The sequence below is a fragment of the Solirubrum puertoriconensis genome (assembly GCF_001483135.1).
In the GTDB taxonomy this organism is placed as follows: Bacteria; Bacteroidota; Bacteroidia; order Cytophagales; family Hymenobacteraceae; genus Solirubrum; species Solirubrum puertoriconensis.
This window is the reverse complement of record NZ_LNAL01000008.1, coordinates 376,480-396,002: the sequence shown is the minus strand read 5'-3', so window position 1 is coordinate 396,002 and position 19,523 is coordinate 376,480. Positions and strand designations below refer to the sequence as shown.

Sequence of the window (19,523 nt, the reverse complement as noted above, 5' to 3'; positions counted from 1 at the left end):
ACAGCTAGCCCATCAACCTGCCCTCATCAGTGTCAGCTTCTACAACCCAAACCGCCCCGCTTACCCCGCCTGCTCGCATGACGGAACAAGAACTCCACCGCCTGCTCGATAAACTGCCCCGCCTGCGCCAGGAAATAGGCAAAGTAATCGTGGGCCAGCACGAGGTGCTCGACGAGGTGCTGGTAGCCCTGCTTGCTGGCGGCCACGCATTGCTCGAGGGCGTACCGGGCTTGGCCAAAACCTTGCTGGTGCGCACCTTAGCCGCCGCTACCGATTTGTCGTTCCGCCGCATTCAGTTCACGCCCGACCTGATGCCCACCGACATCTTGGGCACTGAAATTTTGGAGGAAGACCACGCCACTGGGCACCGCTCGTTTCAGTTTATGCGCGGGCCGGTGTTTGCCAACCTGGTGCTGGCCGACGAAATCAACCGCACGCCGCCCAAAACCCAGGCGGCACTGCTCGAGGTGATGCAGGAGTTTGAGGTGACGTATGCCGGCCAAACGCACCCGCTACCCGACCCCTTCTTTCTGCTGGCCACGCAAAATCCCATCGAGCAGGCCGGTACCTACCCGCTGCCCGAAGCCCAGCTCGACCGTTTTTTGCTGTACATCCGCATTGGCTACCCCTCGGAGCAAGAGGAGCTGGCCATTCTGCAGGGCACCACGGGCACCTCGGTGGGCCACCCCGAGCCGGTAATTGGCGCCGTAGAGCTGCGGCAGCTGCGGCAGCTGGTGCGCGAGGTAAGCATTAGCCCCGAGCTGCTGCTGTACGTAACGCGCCTGGTGCGAGCCACGCGGCCCGATGGCTCACCGGTGAAGTTTATTCAGGATTACGGTCGCTGGGGCGCCGGGCCTCGCGCGGGCCAGGCCTTGGTGCTCTGCGCCAAAGCCCGCGCTTTGCTCCACGGTCGCTTTGCAGCTACCGCCGAGGATATTCGCCAACTGGCCGCACCGGTGCTGCGTCACCGCTTGCTGCTGAACTTTCAGGCCGAAGCCGACCGCCTCACGCCCGACGATGCGGTAGCCGCGATGCTGAAAGAGCTGCCCATCGGCAACGCTTAACCCCTGCTGCCGTGCTCGACGCCGCCGCCCTGCTCGCTCTGCGCAACTTGCCCCTAGTGGCCCGCCTAATTGCCGAGGGCGGGCAGGCTGGCCTGCACCCCAGCCGCCGGCGCGGCGCGGGTATGGAGTTCAGCCAGTACCGCCCCTACCAACCCGGCGACGACTTGCGCCGCCTCGACTGGCGCCTGGCCGCCCGCTCCGACCGCTACTACATTCGCGAGTCGGATGTGGATACGCGCCTGACCGTGCGGCTGGTGCTTGATGCCAGCGCCTCCATGAACCACCCCGACAGTGCCGGCGTGAGCAAGCTTGACTACGCGCGCCTGCTGCTGGCGGGCTTGGCCTACGTGGCGCAGCAGCAAGGCGACGCTGTGGGCTTTTACGCAGTGCAGGCCACTGGTTTGCAAACCGTACCGCCGCGCTCCGATGCCGGCCAGCTGCAGCGCCTGTACCACGCCCTAGGTGCCGTGCAGGCCGCGGGCTCGTTGCCAGGGGCGCCCACCCTTGCGCCGCTGTTTGGGCGGCAAGGCTCTACGGTAACCGTGGTGCTGAGCGATTTGTACGACCTGGAAGAAGGCTCGCAGCTCGAGCAAGTACTCACGCACCTACGCGCCGCCGGCGGCGAGGTGATGGTGCTGCACCTGCTCGCGCCCAACGAGCTAACCCTGGACTACCCCAACACCGCCACCCTCGAAGACCTCGAAACCGGCCAACGCCTGCAGCTCGACCCGGCGCAGCGCCCCGAGTACCAGCGGCAGCTCGAGGATTGGCTGCGCCGCACCGAGCAATCGGTGCGCGGCCACGGCCTCGATTACTACCGCCTACTCACCGACGAGCCGCCAGCCCAAGCCTTGCGCCAGGTGCTGCGCCGCCGCCAGGGTGCCCCCGTCTGACCTCGCGGCAAGCATCCTTACCTAGGGCTCCTCCGTCTGTTTCCTGCTTATTCCGCCTGCTTTGCTCACGTTCGCCAATCCTGCTGCCTTGCTTGCCCTTGCCGGGTTGCTGGTGCCGCTGGCCATCCACCTCTGGAACCGGCGCCCCGGCCGGGTGGTGCCGGTTGGCGCGTTGCGCTGGCTAACACCGGGCGCCAACCGCCGCATGCGGCAGCTGCACCTTACGCAGTGGCCCTTGCTGCTGCTACGCCTAGCCTTGCTTGGGCTGCTGGCGTTGGCCATTGCCGGCCCTAGGTGGAGCAAACCCGCCCCGCCGCTCCGCCCGCAAGTACTGCTAAGCCCGAGCGTGTTGGCCTCGCCGGCGTGGCCCGTGCTGCTGCCTACGCTCGACTCGCTCCGCCGCAGCGGTGCCGAGCTGCGCTACCTAGGCGCGGGGTTCCGGCTCCTGCCCGATTCGTTGCTCCAAGCCGCTACTGCTGTCACCGATCCGCAAGCTTCGACCAAGTGGTACTGGGCACGCGCTGCCCAGGCGGCCGACAGCTTTCCGAACCGCCCGCTACGCATCTACACCACGGCCGAAGCTCGGCACTTCCGGGGTACGCGCCCGCTGCTGCCCACGCGGGTGCGCTGGCAAACCGTGCCGGCGGCTGCCGACAGCGGCGCGTGGCTGCAAGCGGCCGTACGCCCCACGCCCGATTCGCTCCGGCTGGTAATTGGCTACGGCAACGGCGCGCGCACCACCTACCGCAACTACCGCCAAGCTTGGCCCACGCAACTGCCGCATGCGCTTACGCTGCCCAATCTGCCGCCGCTGCAGCTGGTACAGCACGGCCAGCAGTTGGTTATTCAACCGCAGCAGCCCGATTCAGCTCAGCCAAGCTCGCAACCTATTGTAGTGCAGCAGCCGCTTCGGGTGGCCGTTTACTTCGATGCTAAAACCCACGCCGAGGATGCCCGCTACGTACGCGCGGCGTTGCGGGCGGCCGCCTCGGCTTTCCCGGCGGGCTTGCAGTTGCGGGTAAGCTCTACACCTCCAACCGATTCGCTCGATTGGCTGATATGGTTGAGCAACTCGCCGGCTCCAGCTGCGGTGCGCGAGCGGGTGAAATATGGTCTGCACCTGCTGCAAACGGCCGGCGCACAGGCGCAAGCGGTAACCACCGGCTTCAGCCCAGGTGCTTACGCTTCAGCGGCGCAGCTTTTCCGCCGCTCGGCGGCTGCCCCACTAGGTAGCCAAAGCCAAGTGCTGTGGCAGGATGCCGCGGGCCAGCCGTTGCTCGTGCGTCAGCCAATAGGCCGAGGAGTCAAGTACAGCTTGCTCACGCGCGTGCACCCGCAGTGGAGCAGTCTGCCCACCGATGGCCAATTGCCCGAAGTGCTGCTAAACTTCCTGACACCCGATACGGACCTAGGCGCTGCTGCCGATTACCGCCAGCTCGATGCTGCGCAGGTGCTGGCCTACGCCCCGGCCGACACACCCGAGAAAAGCCTGCGGCCTGCCACCCGCTACGCCGATTTGCAGCCGTGGGTAGCCCTAGCTGCCGGGCTGCTGTTTGCCCTGGAGCGAGTCGTGACTCGTCGTCGAACTTCAACCGCCACAGCCGCATGAGCCGCGTTCAGGAGTACTCTTCGCAAGTAGCGGAGGCACAAGCCCAACTGGCCCGCGTGCGGCGCCAGCACCTAGGGCTTGTGGCCCTCTCAATTAGCGTAGTTGCCGCGGGCGCCTTACTGGCTTTGCTGGGCGCGGCGTACCATTGGCCGCAAAGCCGGGCCCTGTGGCTCGGCGTGGGTGTGGCGGCACTGGGCCTGCTGGTGGTAGCGCTGTGGCGTTTGCGAGGCTTTGGCACCCATCACCTCGCCCAACGCCTCGATCGGTACTTTCCTGAGCTGGAAGACAGCACCGGCCTGTTACTAAGCAAACCCAACGGCTTTTTGCCCAAGCTGCAACAAGAGCGCATTGCCGAGCGCCTGCTGCATTTGCCGCTGCCCGATGCGCTGCGGGTGCCGTGGGCACCTAGGGCCGGCGTGGCTGTGGCCTTAACAACCCTAGGTGTTGCGCTCTGGCTGTGGCCTGCGGCGCAAGCACAACCGACGGCCCCGCGGCTGCAGCTGCAGTTTCCGACAACCACGGCGCAGGCAGCACCTGCACCGGCCGCGTCGCGCCTGCTCGCCACCACGGTGCAGGTGCTGCCGCCGGCTTACACGCGCCAACCAGCTTTTGCCCCCGAAGCGCTTTCGTTCCGCTGCCCCGAGGGCTCTACCATCCGCTGGACGCTGCGCACCGATAAGCCCGTCAAGGCTTCGGAGCTGCTGATTGCCGGGCAGCGGCCGCTGGCGTTTCGGGCGGTAGCTAATCAACCCAATCGGTACGTAGCTGAGTACCGCGTCAGCAAATCAACGATTTACCGCGTGCGTTTTGCGGGGCAGGACTCGGAGGACTACGCCATTGAGGTGGTGCCCGACCGCGCTCCGACGCTCAAAATGGTTTCGCCGAAGCCCTACACCTTGGTGGAGTATGGCCGCCGGCCCGAAGTAGCGGTGCGCGTTGCCCTGCAGGATGATTACGGGCTGGCTCGGGCCCGTTTGGTAGTAACCACTGCGCAAGGCTCGGGCGAGGCCGTGAAGTTTACGGAGCACATCCGCGACCTGAGCGCGGCCCTAGGTAGCAAGCCCCGGCAGCACACGGGCAACGTTACGCTGCGTTTGCCTGCCTTGGGCCTCACCTACGGCGATGAGCTGTACGTGTACGCCGAGGCGTGGGACAATGCCGGCCACCGCGCCCGTACCGATGCCGCCTTGGTGCAGTGGGAAGACACAAGCGCCACCAGCGGCCCGGCCGCTATTTCACTGGGCGTTAATCAAATGCCTGCGTACTTCCGCAGTCAGCGCCAGATCATCATCGATACCGAAAAACTGATTGCCCTGCGCCGCAAGCTGCCCGCCGCCGAGCTGCAGAGCCGTGCCAATAACCTAGGCGACGACCAGAAGATGCTGCGCCTGCGCTACGGCAAGTTCTTGGGCGAGGAGTCGGAGAAAGGTATTACCGAAACCTCCACCCGCCCGCCCATTGCCGAAGAAGGCGAAGAGGCCGAGGAAGAGCAGCACAGCGCCGACGACGGCCACGACCACCTGCCCATTGCCAGCGAAGGCGCCCCCAGCACCGAGGCCCTGACGCAGCCCTACATGCACTTGCACGAGGACGAAGAAACCGCTGACTTTCTGGAGCCGCAGGTAAAAACCAAGCTGCGCGCTGTGCTCAACCAAATGTGGGAGGCCGAGCTACGCCTGCGCTTAGCGAAGCTGAACGAAGCAATACCTTTTGAATACCGCGCGCTGCGCCTGCTGAAAGAAGTACAGCAACAAACCCGCGTGTACGTGCGCAAATCCGGCGTCGATCTGCCGCCGCTGCCCGAAGCTGAAAAACGCCTTTCGGGCGATGTAGGCGCGGTGCAGGTGCCCATGCGCCAAGCCCAACGCACGCCGCCGGCTACGCAACCGGCCGTGCGCGCCGCGCTGGCGCAAATAGCCGCGTACCGCGCCGGCCAACGCCCCAGCACCGCCGACCTAGGGCACTTGCAACCCGCCAGCGCCCTGCTGGGCCAAGCGGCGCTTAACCAACCGGGCGCTTCGTTGGCCGCTTTGCGCGCTTGGCGCCAGGTACTACAAGCAGTGCGAACTGCCCAGCAACCCCGCGCTGCTGATTTGGCTGCAGTCGATCGGGCCCTTACCAACCTGTTGCCTGCGCCAACTGCGCCGCCGGTGCGGCCGGCGGCGGGCTCTATGTCGCGCCGTTACTTTCAAGAGCTTAGCCGCTAGCCAGCCATACTAGCATGATGTCGACACCCCTTTCGTACGCGCACCTTTTTCTCTGCCTGTTGCTGGCGGGCTTGCTGGTGTGGCAGGCATTGCGCTACCCGGGGTGGCGCCGCATAGCCCGAGTGGCTGCAGGTTTGGTTGCTGCGGCAGCACTGTGGTTTAGCGCATTTCCGCCGCAACGCACCGTAACCGTAGCTGCACCCGATGCGGCCATTGTACTTACCGCGCACTACCAGCCCGATAGTCTGCAAAAGCTGCTGCGTGCCCTAGGTCCGGTGCCTGTATTGCGCTACCGTACCGGCAGCCCCGCTACCGATACCGCCAGCTTATCGTCGTTGGCGGCATTGCCCGATGCTTATCCGCGGGTGCGGCAGCTACACGTACTAGGCCTGGGGTTGCCCTCGGCCGATTTGGCGACTTTGCCAGCATCAGTAAAGTTGGTGCCGCATGCCTACACAGCTACTGGTTTCAAGGCAGGAAATTGGCCGACCAAGCTCGTGCTGGGCACCCCGTTGCGCGTTGAAGGCAGTTTTGGGCACCTAGGCAACGGACCCGTGTGGGTGAGCTTAGAGGCCGCCGGCGCCGTGCGCGACTCGGTGCAGCTAAAGTCGGGCTCCGGCGCTTTTGTGTTGAGCTACACGCCGCGCCGCACCGGTAGGCTGCTCGCCCGGCTTTCGGCTCGGCAGGGCAGCAAAACGCTAGCAGCCGAGCCAGTACCGACACAGGTAGAAACTGCCCGCCCGCTGCGCGTGCTGCTACTCGCCGGCTCGCCTTCTTTTGAGTTCAATCTGCTGAAAACCCGCTTGGGCGAGCAAGGTCATCAAGTAGCATTGCGCGTGAGCGTGGGCCGTGGGCTGCAACAAACTGATTTTATCAACCATGCGCAGGTAAACTTAGGGCAGCTAAGCAGCCTCCTACTGGCTTCGCACGATGTGCTGGTAACCGATGCCGATGCACTCAATACGCTTTCGGGTACCGAGGCGCGCGCCCTGGGTGCTGCAGCCAGCAATGGCCTGGGCGTGGTATTGCTAGCCCCCGCCGATTTGCCGCGCAGCCTACCGGGCCGGGCACAGTTTGCTTTGCAGAACCGTCCCGCTGCAGTTGCCGATCGGCCCCAACAGCTCCATTGGCCCATGGGCAGCGGCCAAACCTTGTTGCCCGCTTTGTTGCGCACTTCGGCTCGGCTGCAGCCATTGGTTACGGCTGCCCGCCCCACCGAAATAGTAGCGGCAGCCCAACGCGTGGGTTGGGGCACGGTGGTGGTAAGCACCGCCACCAACACCTACCGTTGGCAGCTAGCCGGCACCGCAGCTACTTACGATGGCTACTGGAGCCGGCTGCTTACAGCCGCCGCTCGCCCCACCGACCCCGTAGCCGAATGGAAAGCGGCAGCCTGGCCGCAACCGCACCAACCCGTTGAGTTGCGGCTTACCTCCTACTCTGCCACTCGCCCCTCGCGGGCCCGCGTGCTCGATGCGCAAGGCAAAGCAGTGCAGTTGGCCCTAGGTCAGCACCCCAGTCGGCCCAACGTGTGGATGGGCAGCTACTGGCCCAGTAGCACGGGTTGGCATACGGTAGAGGCTCCTGGGCAAGCCAGCAGCGCATTTTTCGTGTACAGCTCGCACGATTGGCTTGCTCCGCAAGCCACCGAGTGCCAAGCGGCGGCGCAACAATGGGGCGGCAGCAGAGCCCCTTCTTCCCTCCCCCAGCAGCGTCGCGAGCCTTGGCCTGCGGGCTGGTTTTTTGCTTTGTTTCTGGTAGCCGCAGGTTTTCTGTGGCTCGACGAGAAACGCTAGGTCCGCCGCGGCGGTATTAGTAGCGGATGTACGGATGCCCGCCCAGTTTAGGGTCGTGGGCCTCGCCCACTAAGTAGCTTCCTATTTGCAGTACATTGGCGGTGGGCAGTACCTGCGGCTCCTCAGTATGCTCGGGATTATCTGCCAAGATGGGGCAACAAGTATGGTGCGGGTTAGCCAGAGCATTATCTTGCTCCCTTGGTACTGCAACAAGATCAGACATAAATAAACAATGCGGTGCGTTGGCCGGCAAGATACACAACAACTTGATATATGCTAAGCTCGACCATTGACACTGAGCACCTTCGATAAAAAACGGCCCGAGCCTCTCCGCAGAGAAACTCGGGCCGTCCGAAAGCCGACGGGCCAGCGCTGGGCTGGCCTGCCTCACTACTGCTGGGTAGTGGTGGTAGTAGCTTCGGTGGTAGTGGTGGTAGCACCAGCAGCACCAGCTTCGGTGGTAGCAGCGCCAGCCTCAGTGGTGGTAGCAGCAGCCGAATCAGCCGGAGCAGCCGTAGCGTCAGCAGCCGGAGCCGTGGTCTCAGCGGTGGTGGTTTCGGTGGTGGTAGCTTCGGTGGTCTCAGCAGCCTTCTCGCCACCGCACGAAGCGAGGCTTACTACAGCGAACAGAGCGGCAACTTTGAGCAGATTTTTCATCTGTGTGGTAAGTTTGAAAATGTTGGGTCTGAAAAACGCCCTTCATACCGCAGATCGAGAGAGGTAACCCGTCAGTAGAAAAAATTTATTTGTTGGGTTACCGCAGCGGAGGCAAAGTATTAAGAACGAGTAACTGCGCATGGGCAAGGCACAGCCTTCATTTACCGACGAGGAACTGGTGGCGGGTATCCGCCGCGGCGACGATCGGGCACTGGCACACCTGTACCGCCTCTACCTGCCGATGGTCATTCACTTGGTGATGCAGAACAGCGGAACCGAGGACGAGGCCAAGGACATTTATCAGGAGGGCGTGATGGTGTTTTACGAGAAAGTACGCGAAGGCACGCTCGAGCTGAGCTGCCAGATCAAGACTTACCTCTACGCCGTGTGCCGCCGATTGTGGCTGAAGCGGTTGGCCGAGAAAGGTCGTTACGGCGGCCGCCTCGACGACCACGAACCGTACCTCGAAACGGGGGCCGAGGCCGATTTGGTTGAAGCCGAACAGCGCGATCAGCAATTCGCTGTGATGAGCGAAGCGCTGCTGCGCCTAGGTGAGCCGTGCCGCTCGTTGTTGGAGGGCTTTTACCTCCTCGACAAGTCCATGCAGGAACTCACGGCGGAACACGGCTACACCAACGCCGACAACGCCAAGAATCAGAAGTACAAATGCCTCGTGCGTTTGAAAAAGTTGTTTTTCCAGCAATACAAAGAAGAACCGCTTCCCTAGCAAACGCACTTGTTCTTTCTCTCCTTCTGGCGGGAGCAACACCCGCCCTACCGTTATGAAGACTGAAGCAGATTATTACGCACTGTTCGAGAGCTACCTCAGCAATGAGCTGCCGGCTCCGGCGCGTGCCGAACTGGAGCAGCGCCTTGCGGCCGATCCGGTGCTGGCGAGCCGCTTGGCCGAGTTCCGGCAGCTTACGGGCACGCTGCACGCCTACGGGCAGCGCCTGCACCTAAGCGAACGGCTGCGGGCACTGCAGGCTGAAATCGATGCCGAGCAGGAAACCACCGTGGAAACGGGCCGCCCCGAAATGCCCGTGCTGCACATCTCGCGCACCGAGCAGTGGCTACGCGATTTTTGGCGCGGCCACCGCGCTACGATGGCGGTAGCGGCGGCCGTAGCGGTGCTGGCCGTATTTACCACGCTCTTGGGTATGGAGTGGTGGAAAGCTCGCCAGCAGCCCTCGGTATACGGCTACGCTACCTTGCGCCGCGAGGTAGACCGCATCAAGAAAAATCAGCGCACCATGAACCAGGCCATTACCCAAATTGGCGCCCGCTCCGGCTCGGAGCAGCCCAACCTGGGTAAGTTTAGCGGTACCGGATTTGCCTTAACGTCGGATGGCTACTTGGTGACGAGCTACCATGTAATTCAGGGCGCCGATTCGCTGCTGATCGAAAGCCGCGACCGGCAGCGCTACCGTGCTCAGCCCGTGTTCACCGACGTGGCGCACGACCTAGCCATCCTGCGCATCAACGATCCGCGCTTCTCGGGCTTCGGCCGCCTGCCCTACGCCTTCAAACGCCGGCAAGCCGACCTAGGCGAGCGGGTATACACACTAGGCTACCCGCGCGAAGACGTGGTGTACGGCGAAGGCTCGCTGAGCGCCCGCAGCGGCTTCGAGGGCGACTCAGGATTCTACCAAATCAGCATTCCGGTGAACCCTGGCAACTCGGGCGGCCCCGTGCTCGATGACCGCGGCAACCTTATTGGTGTAATCAGCGGGCGGCAGATGGATGTGCAAAGCGCCGCTTTTGCCACCAAGTCGTCGTACCTCATGCGCTTGGTCGACTCGCTCTCGGCAGCAGGTACTACCCCGGGCTACAACGTGCCGCGCCAAAACCAGTTGGCTGGCCAATCGCGTCCGCAGCAATTGCGCAAGCTCCAGGACTTTGTATTCGTAGTGAAGGTGTTTGAATAAGCTCTTCGCGCTTCGGTAGCTACTTTCAGCGGCACTGCTCACCTAGGGCAGTGCCGCTTTTTTGTGGCTGGCTTTTGTTAGGTACAGCCGATGCATCCACCCGCACTAGCATTCGGCGGATAGCAAGGTTATCTTAATACATCGTTCATTATCAGCCGCGTTGCCATGAAAACAATCCTACTTGCGCTTGGCCTGATTGCCAGCTTATCCGCCGCAGCCCAGGACTGCGGCCTGTACCGCGATTTGCGCAAAACCGGCACTTACGAGCTGACCACGTACGACGCCAAGCAGCAGCCCACCGGGCGGGTGCGCCAAGAGGTGCGGAACGTGAAAGCTAGTGGCGGGCGCACCCAAGCATCGGTGCACCAGCAAGTGCTCGACAAGCAGAATCAGCCGGTAAGCGAAAGTGAGTTCGGCGTTGAGTGCCAAGCCGGCTTAGTGCGCATTGATATGCGCTCGATGCTAAACCCGGAGCAGATGAAAGGCTACAAGGACATGGAGCTAACTGCTACCGGCGATTTTCTGGAGCTACCTGCCACACCCAAAGCGGGCAGCACTTTGCCCGATGGTACCCTTAACCTGCAAATGAGCGACAAGAAGAGCGGCACGCGCTTGGGGAACATGCGCATGCTGGTAAGCAACCGCAAAGTAGAAGCAACTGATGCGCCGGTAACTACCCCGGCCGGCTCGTTTCGCTGCGTAAAAGTGTCGCAAGACTTGCGCATGGAAACCGGTATTGGCGGCATGAGCATCCCGGTAACGATGCGCTCGGTGGAGTGGTACGCCCCCGGTGTGGGCTCGGTACGCTCCGAAACCTACCGCAAAGACAAGCTGATGGGCTATACCGTGCTGACGGCTAAACCCTAGGTACAGCCACTCGATAAAACCTCGACAGTAGCAATATCAGTGCCAAATACCAGTAGAATTTTACCTACACTAAATTTTACACAACATTAATTAACAACCACTTACCACGAATAATTTTTGTCATATATATTTACGCGCCGACATCCTTCACCACTTATATCTCCACCAGATGACGTTCTCTACTTTGTTTGGCCAAGGCAGCTTGCTGCTTGGCATGATACTATCTGCTGCATGCAGCAAGGACGAATCGGTACGTCCGGCTGCTGAAGCGGTAATCGCCAGCGTAAACACGGTACAAAACGTTACCATCGGCGCTTACGACGTTGCTTTTCAAGGCGTTAGCTATGGTAACAACACTACTACCTACACGTACTCCATCCGTCGTACTGGCCCGGCCAAAGCCAACGGTCTGAGCCACTGGATTGTAGCTCTACCGAACGGTTGCACCCAAGCCGTTACGTTCAAGAGTGTAGTTGCTGCTACCCTCGATGGCAAAGCCTACAACAGCCTAGCTGGTAGCGAAGGCCGCGGCGCCGGCTGCACCAACGCAGTAGGTGCTAACATTCTGAAATTCGACAACCTGCCCTCGAGTGTATCCGACGGTGCAGCTCACACTTTCACCTTCACCCTGAACGGCACTTACCAAGTGGGCAATGCTTCGTCGTGGGTGAAGTTTGGCAACAATTGCCAGCAGGGTCAGGTTCAGGGCCCAAGCTGCGAAGCCCCGGGTTCGGGCACATTGCCTAGCGGCGATCAGTAATAGGTTGTGGTCTTGCAATCCCAACAAAAAAGCCCCGGTAGATACCGGGGCTTTTTTGTTTCTAATAGCTGCCGTTAGCGCAACTGAATCGTGCGCGTGCGGCCGTTAATGGTTACCGAAGCAATGTTATCGCAGGCGGCCGTGCCGGCGGGGTCGTAGTTGAGCAGCAGCGTTTGCTCTTTCGACGTCTTGATTTCTACCGTGCCCGCAGTGAAGAACCGCGCGCATCCGCGCTGAAATACCTTTTTGAGCGGCTGCTGGATGGTAGCCGTAAACGATACGCCTTTGCGGTTGGTGCCGCTCACGCTGCCAGTCACGCTGAACTCGTCGTCGAGCAGGGTGCGGGTGCTTTGGCCGGCGGTTTGAGTGTAGGTACGCTCGGAGCTCCAGCTGGCCGTGCCGGTGGGGGTGGTAATGCTGGCATCCTGTACCTTAAGGGTGTACACACTGTTGCCGGTGTAGGTAAGAGTACGGGTGCCCTGGTGCGGATTGCCGTTAACGGAGTAATTCACGAGCGTAACCACCACCGAAGAACCCGGCTGGCGGTGCTGACCACTAAATACGGCCACAATTTGCCCGCGGCGCACGCGCCCATCGCGCCCCACGCAACCTGCCGCATCGAAGGTGAGCGTAAGGGTACGGGTAGCGGCGTTGTAGGTGCGCGTAACGCAGGTGCCGCACACCGAGCGTTGGTCGTCGGCGGAGGCCCAGGTACCAGCCCCGGCTTGGTTTACATCGGCCGGAGCGTTGGCATCGATGTACTCTAAGGTAGCGGCATCGGAGCCTTCGGCATCGGCTTGGTCTTCGGCCGAGGTAGTGGTGGCTACGCCTAGGTTGTCTTTGGAGCAGCTGCTGAAGCCAGCCATCAGGCCAGTGCTAACCAGCATGGCGAATCCGGTACGGTATGCGTTACGCTTCATGGGTAGAGTTGTTAAAGAAAAGGTGTGAAGTACCAGCCGCTGAGGCGGTTTGCAATGGCTTAGAAGGAGCTACAATACCGAAGTTTAAAGTATCCTCAAAAAATATTTGCCCAGCTCGGAACTAATTTATTCTAACCGCTTGCACACGGGTGCGTATAGTTCAGATGCCGGTCGTGGGCCGGCTTCAACGCACCTGTTATGCACTTGCTTAACCGATATCTGCCGCTGTGCCTGCTAGGCAGTTTGCTAGCTTGCAACTCGGGCAACCGCGACCCTGTAGCCGACGCTAAGTTTCAGAACGAGCAACGCATCGGCAACGAAGATGTGACCGAGCGCCAAGAGCAAGACGCTGAGTTTTTGGTGGAAGCTGCTACCAACGGCCTGCTCGAAGTAGAGCTAAGCAAACTGGCTCAGTCGAAAGCCACCCGCGCCGAGGTGCGCAACCTGGCACAACAGCTATTGCGCGGGCACTCAACAATTAATACCTCGTTGCGCACCCTCGCTGGCCAGAAAAGTATTGTGCTACCCGAAAGCCTGGGCGGCGACCAACAGGATACGTATACCGAGTTGGCAGCCCTAACGGGCGCCGAATTTGACCGCCGCTACGTAGAGGAAGTTGCAGATGCGCACAACAAAGCCGAAGACGCCTTCGAAGATATGGCCGACGAAGCGTACGATGGCGACATCCGCGCGTTTGCCGCCAAGTATGCTCCGGTGTTCGAAGAGCATCGGAAGCAGGCCGAAGAGGTAGAAGACCTGCTGAAGCCCTAGATGGCCCCCTTTGCTTTATCTCACTTTCACTTAGCACCTCATGAAACGCTCGACCTTATGGCTGGCCTTGTTGGCCGGCTCGCTTACCCTAGGTACTGCCTGCTCCGGCAACAACGACCAACGCACCGATGGCACCGCCGGCGAAGCCGTTTCGGATATGGACAAAGCTGCCGACGATGGTGGCGTGCAATCCGACGCGGTGGTTATCGATAACAATGCTGGCCCTACCGTGGCAGCCGATGCTGACAGTGCGGCCCAGGCCGGTGCTGCCGGCGACACCTCGGGCGCTGCCAACAACCAATAGCCACAGTTCTCTCCCAACCATAACACCACAACCCATCCATGAAAAAGCTATTTCTTCCGGCGCTGCTTAGCGTGGCGCTGATGGCCGGCAACGTAGCCTGTACCGACAACAAAGGCGGCCAAACCGACGAAACCGCTACGGCCAACAACAACGCCGACGACAACTACATGGGCAACGGCACCAACGGTGCCGCCAACGCCTCGAACGACGGCGACACCACAGGACAAGCCGCGGGCATGTCGGCCGATAGCCGCACCTCGCCGATGGGCATGAACGCCAACAACTCGGGCGAAACCGCGCCGCACAAGGATGATCCGGAATTCATGAAGTCGGCCGCCCACAGCGACCAGAACGAAATTCAGTTGAGCCGCTTGGTGCTGGAAAAAGGTGTGACGGGCATGGCTAAAGACCACGCCAATATGATGATTACCGACCACACCAAGTCGACGACGGAGCTGAAAGCCATTGCCCAAAAGAAGGGCGTGACCTTGCCCACCGACATGGACGCCGAGCACAAAGCCATTGCCGACGAAATGCGCAAGCTGGGCGGCGAGCAACTGGCCCAACGCTTTATGCAGCAAATGGTAACCGACCACCAAAAAACCCTGAACACCATGCAGGCTCACCTGCAGATGACGCAGGACGCCGACCTGAAGGGCTTCATCACCAAAACCACTCCGGTGATTCAGAAACACCTGGATACCTCGAAGCAGCACAGCAACATGAAAATGTAGGCTGACTGGCCCTTCGGAGGCTGATAACAAAGCGCCGCCTGCTAACCAGCAGGCGGCGCTTTGCTGTTAGGGCAGCACTAGGCCCGCTCACATATTGATGTGAGTGGGCTTGGTGAGGTGCAACGGTAGCCGGTGCCGATCGACGTTGGGCAGACCTAACCTTCAGTACCTCATCAATTATGAAACGCTTGCTCTTGGCAGCCGCGCTGCTTGGCGGTGCGCAACTTGCCTCGGCGCAAACCGCAGCGCCGGCCAAATCACTTAATCGCCAAACGTTTAACCTGCATGCGGCCGGCGAAAACCAATACGGCTACGCGCAAGCCGTGCTGGTTGGCAACACCCTGTACATATCGGGCACGGTGCACCCAGGCAAAACCATGGCCGAGCAGGTAGCAGGCATCTACCGAACCTTGGAGAAAACGCTGGCGCACCACGGCCTTGGCTTCCAGCACGTGGTGAAGGAAAACGTGTATACCGTCGACTTAAACGCCTTTCCACAGGAAAACGAGCTGCGCAAGAAGTACTACAACGGCGTGTACCCCACCGCTACCTGGGTGGAAGTAAAACGCTTGCTGATGCCCTCGGCGCTGGTGGAGATAGAGCTGATAGCCATGAAGCCTACGCCCTAGGTGTTGCTTACTTAGCTACGCCAACAGGAGCGGCTGCCCACTGCAGCTTGTAGGTGTCGCAGCCTAGGTTGTTGATGTTCATGCGGAAGGTGCCTTTGGCCGCAGCTTTGCCGCTGAATTCGCCCTGTACTTCGAAGCGCCACGCGGTGCTGCCGCCGTTGGGCGGATCGACAGCTACGCCGGTTACTTTGCCGCCCACAATGTTGAAGGCCGAATCGGGCCCCACGGTGGTTTGCTCGAGCTTGCCGCTGCAGCGCCAATAGCCCGAAAAGGTAAGGTCGGAAAGCTTTTTGCCGTCGGGCGACACCACAAAGCTGATTTTGTCGCCCTTCATGCCATTGCTGATGGTGCCCTCCCATTTCGTACCATTAGAGGGCGCTTCTTTGGCGGGAGCATTCATGATGGCAACGGCCAACAGGACGGGGAAGAGTAGATGTTTCACAATAGGTTAGCGGGTGGGTAGGAATGGAAGCACCCAAAATAAGCGGCGCGTAATATTTAGGCAACCCAAAAAGCCGCCCCGCCCAAAATTTAACATTGGGCGAGGCGGCAGTTTATGGGGCGGTGGCGCACCTAGGTGCCTTTACCGGCTAAGCGGCTGCGTCGGGCTTCTCTTCGGCGTATTTGCTTACGCGCAGTTCCTCGGCCAAAAAGCGCGCCGTGTGGCTCTTTTTGGCTTTGGCCACCTGCTCGGGCGTGCCTTGGGCCACAATGGTACCGCCGCCAGCGCCGCCCTCGGGCCCTAGGTCGATGATGTGGTCGGCTACCTTAATCAGGTCGAGGTTGTGCTCGATGATGAGTACCGAGTTGCCTTTGTCGGCCAGCTTCTGCAGCACATCCGACAGGTGGCGGATGTCCTCGAAGTGCAGGCCGGTGGTGGGCTCGTCGAGAATGTAGAACGTCTTGCCGGTGTCCTTCTTGCTAAGCTCGGTAGCCAGCTTCACGCGCTGAGCCTCGCCCCCGCTCAGCGTGGTAGCCTGCTGACCTAGGGTGATGTAGCCCAGGCCTACATCGGCCAACGTCTTGATCTTGCGCAAGATGCGAGGCTGATTCTCGAAGTACTCCACGGCCTTCTCAATGGTCATGTCGAGCACATCGGTAATGCTTTTGCCCTTGAAGCGCACCTCAAGCGTTTCGCGGTTGTAGCGGCGGCCCTTGCAGGTTTCGCACTGCACGTGCACATCGGGCAAGAAGTTCATCTCGATGGTGCGCAAGCCCGCGCCCTCGCAGGTTTCGCAGCGGCCGCCCTTCACATTGAAGGAAAAACGGCCCGGCCCGTAGCCCCGAATCTTGGCCTCGGGCAGCGACGAGAACAGCTGGCGAATTTCGGTGAACACGCCGGTGTACGTAGCCGGGTTGGAGCGCGGCGTGCGGCCAATCGGCGACTGGTCTACCTCAATCACTTTATCGATGTGCTCCAGACCCTCGATGCTGCTGAAAGGCAGCGGCTCGCGCTTGGCGTTGAAGAAGTGGCGGTTGAGGATGGGGTACAAGGTATCGTGGATGAGCGACGACTTGCCCGAACCCGACACGCCCGTAACGGCTACCAGCTTACCTAGGGGCACTTTCAGGGTTACGTTCTTCAGGTTGTGGCCCTTGGCACCTTTCAGCACCAGCTCTTTGCCTTCGCCTTCGCGCTTTTTTTTGCGGAGCTCAATGTGCTTTTCGCCGCTGAGGTATTGCGCCGTGAGCGAGCCGCTGCGCAAGAAAGCGTCGGGCTCGCCTTCGGCCACAACGTGCCCGCCGTGGATGCCCGCGCCGGGACCAATATCGAGCACGTGGTCGGCATGAATGATCATGTCCTTGTCGTGCTCCACTACAATCACCGAGTTGCCTAGGTCGCGCAGGTGCTTAAGGGCATTGATAAGGCGTTCGTTGTCGCGCTGGTGCAGGCCAATGCTGGGCTCATCCATGATGTAGAGCACACCCACCAGCTGGGTACCAATTTGGGTAGCCAAACGAATGCGCTGCGACTCGCCGCCCGACAGCGTGCGCACCGAACGGTGCAGGTTCAGGTACTCCAAGCCTACCTCGAGCAAAAAGCCGATGCGCTTGCGAATTTCCTTCAGCAGCTCGCGCGCAATCATGTTCTGGCGCTCGGAAAGGCGTTCCTCGAGGCCTTCAAACCAGCGGCTCAGCTCGCCAATGTCCATGACAGATAGCTCGCCGATGTGCTTTTGGTCGATTTTGAAGTGCAGCGACTCTTTCTTGAGGCGGTAGCCCTGGCACTCGGGGCACTCCACAGCCTGGGTGTACTGCTGAATCCACTCCCGGATGTTCTCCGAGTCGGAATCCATCTGCCGCTGCAGAAATGGGATAATGCCCTCGAACGGCTCGGTGTAGGTGCCTTTCTTTTTGTCGTCTTCGTCCTCCACCTCGGGCATGCCGTGCAGCAGGCGCTCCACCAGCTCGCGCGGCAGCTTCTCAATGGGCGTGGTGAGCGAGGCCTTATTCTTTTTGAGAATGAGGTTGAGCTGCTGGAAGATCCAAATGTCGCGGTACTCGCCCAGGGGCGCAATGCCGCCGCGGCTGATGCTCAGCTTGGGGTCGGGCATTACGGTTTCCTCGGTAATGCGCTGAATCTCACCTAGGCCGTTGCACGTGGGGCAAGCACCATAGGGCGAGTTGAAGGAGAAGGTATTGGGCGCCGGGTCGTCGTAGGCAATGCCGGTGGCCGGGTCCATCAGAAAGCGCGAGAAGAACTGCGTTTTGTTGGCCTCGGTATCGAGCACCAGGGCGGTGCCCTTGCCGTGCGTCAGGGCCGACTGCATGGAGCCTGACAAGCGGAACCGGTCGTCTTCCTTCACCACCAGCCGGTCAATCACGATTTCGATGTCGTGAATCTTGTAGCGGTCGAGCTGCATTTTGGGCGTGATGTCGAGCAGCTCGCCATCGACGCGCACTTTGGTAAAGCCCAGCTTGGCCACTTGCTGAAACAGCTCGCGGTAGTGGCCCTTGCGGCCTTTCACGATGGGCGCCAGCACCACCAGCTTGCGCCCGTCGAAGTGCTTGAGGATGTAGTTGATGATCTGGTCGTCCGACTGCCGGATCATCTTCTTACCCGTTACGTAGCTGAAGGCCTCGGCCGTGCGGGCGTAGAACAGGCGCAGAAAGTCGTAAATCTCGGTGATGGTGCCCACCGTGGAGCGGGGGTTGCGCGAGGTCGTCTTTTGCTCGATGCTGATAACCGGCGACAGGCCTTCGATCTTATCGACATCGGGGCGCTCCAGGCCGCCCATAAAGGAGCGGGCATAGGCCGAGAACGTCTCCATGTAGCGGCGCTGGCCCTCGGCGTAAATGGTATCGAACGCCAACGACGACTTGCCCGAGCCCGAAATGCCCGTGAACACCACCAGCTTGCCGCGCGGTATCTGCACCGACACGTTCTTGAGGTTGTGCTCGCGCGCGCCGTACACCTCAATAAAGGGCGCCTCGATGGTAGCTGCCGACGAGTGGTAAGCCGAGCCGTTGGCGCCTACCGGCAAGGCGGCATCGAGCGTCGCAACAGAAACATCCGCAGCCGCCGTAGCCGCTGACGTGGGGGCCGAAGCCGGAGCAACCGCAGCGGACGCAGCCGCCGATTTTTTCTTAGCCATGCAGTGCGTAGCAGATAAGCCCGCAAAAATACGTGAAATGCCCGCCTGCTGGCTACTCCGAATAGCTTATTTGCCAGCGGCTTTAGCCACAGCAAGCGAATGCAATAGTATTAAACCGCCTACCCAGGCTTTTCGTTCGGGCCTATTAGGTGCGCGGTGGTATCTTCGTAGGTAAGCCTACGCACAAGTGCCGCCCTGGTTTGGCCTTGTTCTTGCCTAGGTGCTGCTACTTCTCCCCATCATAAGATTATCGCGTTATGCAACGCCTCACCAAGACCTTGTTTGCTGCCTTGCTCCTATTGGGCTCGGCCAGCGCTTTCACCGAAGCCAACGCGCAGGTTACCATCAACATCAACCCGCCGAGTTGGGGCCCCGCCGTACCGGCCGGTAAGCAATACTACTACGTACCCGAGTACGGCGGCTACTACGACGTACGCGAGCAGAACTACATTGTGCAGCGCAGCGGCAAATGGACGCGCCTCCGCTCGCTGAATGGGTACAACCCGGCCAATTTCCACCCGGTAGTGATTAACTACGTGGGCGCTACGCCGTGGGTACAGGTTACTGAGCACCGCGCCAAGTACGGCCACCCGCACGGCATGCCTCCGGGCCAAGCCAAGAAAATGCGCGGCTACTCCTCGCAGCCCGGCGTGATTGTGAATGTGCCCGGCGGTGGCGGCTACGGCGGCCCCGGCAACGGCAATGGCAAGCACGGCGGCGGCCACCCCGGCAAGGGTCACGGCAAAGGCAAGCACTAAGTTTAGTTGCCTCTTAGTATTGAAGCCCCG

At 60.9% G+C, this 19,523-nt stretch carries 19 protein-coding genes; 14 read left to right on the top strand and 5 right to left on the bottom strand.

Features of this window, described 5'->3' with window-relative positions:
- Positions 1 to 77 precede the first annotated feature (77 nt).
- The 5 genes from ASU33_RS15855 (at position 78) to ASU33_RS15835 (ending at position 7,569) form a co-directional block, all read left to right on the top strand.
- Positions 78 to 1,064 (top strand): AAA family ATPase, encoded by a 987-nt coding sequence (locus ASU33_RS15855; RefSeq protein ID WP_059071818.1) that lies wholly within the window; start codon positions 78 to 80, stop codon positions 1,062 to 1,064.
- 11 nt (positions 1,065 to 1,075) lie between these two features.
- Positions 1,076 to 1,957 (top strand): DUF58 domain-containing protein, encoded by an 882-nt coding sequence (locus ASU33_RS15850; RefSeq protein ID WP_059071817.1) that lies wholly within the window; start codon positions 1,076 to 1,078, stop codon positions 1,955 to 1,957.
- 61 nt (positions 1,958 to 2,018) lie between these two features.
- The gene (locus ASU33_RS15845; RefSeq protein ID WP_160328214.1) at positions 2,019 to 3,566 is read left to right on the top strand and encodes a BatA domain-containing protein; all 1,548 of its coding nucleotides are present in this window, start codon (positions 2,019 to 2,021) and stop codon (positions 3,564 to 3,566) included.
- Positions 3,563 to 5,773: a hypothetical protein gene (locus ASU33_RS15840; protein WP_059071815.1), complete on the top strand. Its 2,211-nt coding sequence runs from the start codon at positions 3,563 to 3,565 to the stop codon at positions 5,771 to 5,773. Before ASU33_RS15845 ends, ASU33_RS15840 begins: the two co-directional genes overlap by 4 nt.
- 17 nt (positions 5,774 to 5,790) lie before the next feature.
- On the top strand, positions 5,791 to 7,569 hold the full coding sequence (locus ASU33_RS15835; RefSeq protein ID WP_149867263.1) for a hypothetical protein: 1,779 nt from the start codon (positions 5,791 to 5,793) through the stop codon (positions 7,567 to 7,569).
- A 16-nt stretch (positions 7,570 to 7,585) separates the two neighbouring features.
- Here ASU33_RS15835 and ASU33_RS21845 read toward each other — a convergent pair whose 3' ends face one another.
- The gene (locus tag ASU33_RS21845; RefSeq protein ID WP_286130601.1) at positions 7,586 to 7,717 is read right to left on the bottom strand and encodes a hypothetical protein; all 132 of its coding nucleotides are present in this window, start codon (positions 7,715 to 7,717) and stop codon (positions 7,586 to 7,588) included.
- A gap of 242 nt (positions 7,718 to 7,959) precedes the next feature.
- A complete protein-coding gene (locus ASU33_RS15830) occupies positions 7,960 to 8,226 on the bottom strand; it encodes a hypothetical protein (RefSeq protein ID WP_059071813.1) in 267 nt (88 codons plus the stop codon).
- Positions 8,227 to 8,365: 139 nt separating this feature from the next.
- Here ASU33_RS15830 and ASU33_RS15825 point away from each other — a divergent pair, with 139 nt between their 5' ends.
- The 4 genes from ASU33_RS15825 (at position 8,366) to ASU33_RS15810 (ending at position 11,781) form a co-directional block, all read left to right on the top strand.
- Positions 8,366 to 8,953: an RNA polymerase sigma factor gene (locus ASU33_RS15825; RefSeq protein WP_059071812.1), complete on the top strand. Its 588-nt coding sequence runs from the start codon at positions 8,366 to 8,368 to the stop codon at positions 8,951 to 8,953.
- A 55-nt stretch (positions 8,954 to 9,008) separates the two neighbouring features.
- Positions 9,009 to 10,154 carry a S1 family peptidase gene (locus tag ASU33_RS15820; RefSeq protein ID WP_059071811.1) on the top strand — a complete coding sequence of 382 codons (1,146 nt, stop codon included), beginning with the start codon at positions 9,009 to 9,011 and terminating at the stop codon, positions 10,152 to 10,154.
- 165 nt (positions 10,155 to 10,319) lie between these two features.
- Entirely contained in the window at positions 10,320 to 11,021 is a 702-nt protein-coding gene (locus ASU33_RS15815; RefSeq protein ID WP_059071810.1) for a TapB family protein, read from the top strand.
- A 169-nt stretch (positions 11,022 to 11,190) separates the two neighbouring features.
- Positions 11,191 to 11,781, top strand: coding sequence for a hypothetical protein (locus ASU33_RS15810; RefSeq protein WP_149867262.1), 591 nt, complete (start codon positions 11,191 to 11,193; stop codon positions 11,779 to 11,781).
- Between the two features lie 74 nt (positions 11,782 to 11,855).
- Here ASU33_RS15810 and ASU33_RS15805 read toward each other — a convergent pair whose 3' ends face one another.
- Positions 11,856 to 12,701, bottom strand: a complete 846-nt coding sequence (locus ASU33_RS15805; protein ID WP_059071808.1) for a hypothetical protein — start codon at positions 12,699 to 12,701, stop codon at positions 11,856 to 11,858.
- 198 nt (positions 12,702 to 12,899) lie between these two features.
- Between ASU33_RS15805 and ASU33_RS15800 the strand changes: the two genes are divergently transcribed.
- From ASU33_RS15800 to ASU33_RS15785, 4 genes are all read left to right on the top strand, one after another.
- Positions 12,900 to 13,472, top strand: a complete 573-nt coding sequence (locus ASU33_RS15800; RefSeq protein ID WP_059071807.1) for a DUF4142 domain-containing protein — start codon at positions 12,900 to 12,902, stop codon at positions 13,470 to 13,472.
- Between the two features lie 40 nt (positions 13,473 to 13,512).
- The gene (locus ASU33_RS15795; protein ID WP_059071806.1) at positions 13,513 to 13,776 is read left to right on the top strand and encodes a hypothetical protein; all 264 of its coding nucleotides are present in this window, start codon (positions 13,513 to 13,515) and stop codon (positions 13,774 to 13,776) included.
- A gap of 38 nt (positions 13,777 to 13,814) precedes the next feature.
- Complete coding sequence (locus ASU33_RS15790) at positions 13,815 to 14,510, top strand: DUF4142 domain-containing protein (RefSeq protein WP_059071805.1); 696 nt, start codon at positions 13,815 to 13,817, stop codon at positions 14,508 to 14,510.
- 179 nt (positions 14,511 to 14,689) lie between these two features.
- Positions 14,690 to 15,139 (top strand): RidA family protein, encoded by a 450-nt coding sequence (locus ASU33_RS15785; protein WP_059071804.1) that lies wholly within the window; start codon positions 14,690 to 14,692, stop codon positions 15,137 to 15,139.
- Positions 15,140 to 15,146: 7 nt separating this feature from the next.
- Here the strand turns inward: ASU33_RS15785 and ASU33_RS15780 are convergent, their stop codons facing one another.
- Both ASU33_RS15780 and uvrA read right to left on the bottom strand, forming a co-directional pair.
- Complete coding sequence (locus tag ASU33_RS15780) at positions 15,147 to 15,581, bottom strand: hypothetical protein (RefSeq protein WP_149867261.1); 435 nt, start codon at positions 15,579 to 15,581, stop codon at positions 15,147 to 15,149.
- Between the two features lie 148 nt (positions 15,582 to 15,729).
- Complete coding sequence (uvrA, locus tag ASU33_RS15775) at positions 15,730 to 18,735, bottom strand: excinuclease ABC subunit UvrA (RefSeq protein WP_078063184.1); 3,006 nt, start codon at positions 18,733 to 18,735, stop codon at positions 15,730 to 15,732.
- A gap of 257 nt (positions 18,736 to 18,992) precedes the next feature.
- On the opposite strand from uvrA, the gene ASU33_RS15770 reads away from it, so the two are divergent.
- Positions 18,993 to 19,493 carry a hypothetical protein gene (locus tag ASU33_RS15770; RefSeq protein WP_059071802.1) on the top strand — a complete coding sequence of 167 codons (501 nt, stop codon included), beginning with the start codon at positions 18,993 to 18,995 and terminating at the stop codon, positions 19,491 to 19,493.
- The last annotated feature ends 30 nt before the right edge of the window (positions 19,494 to 19,523 follow it).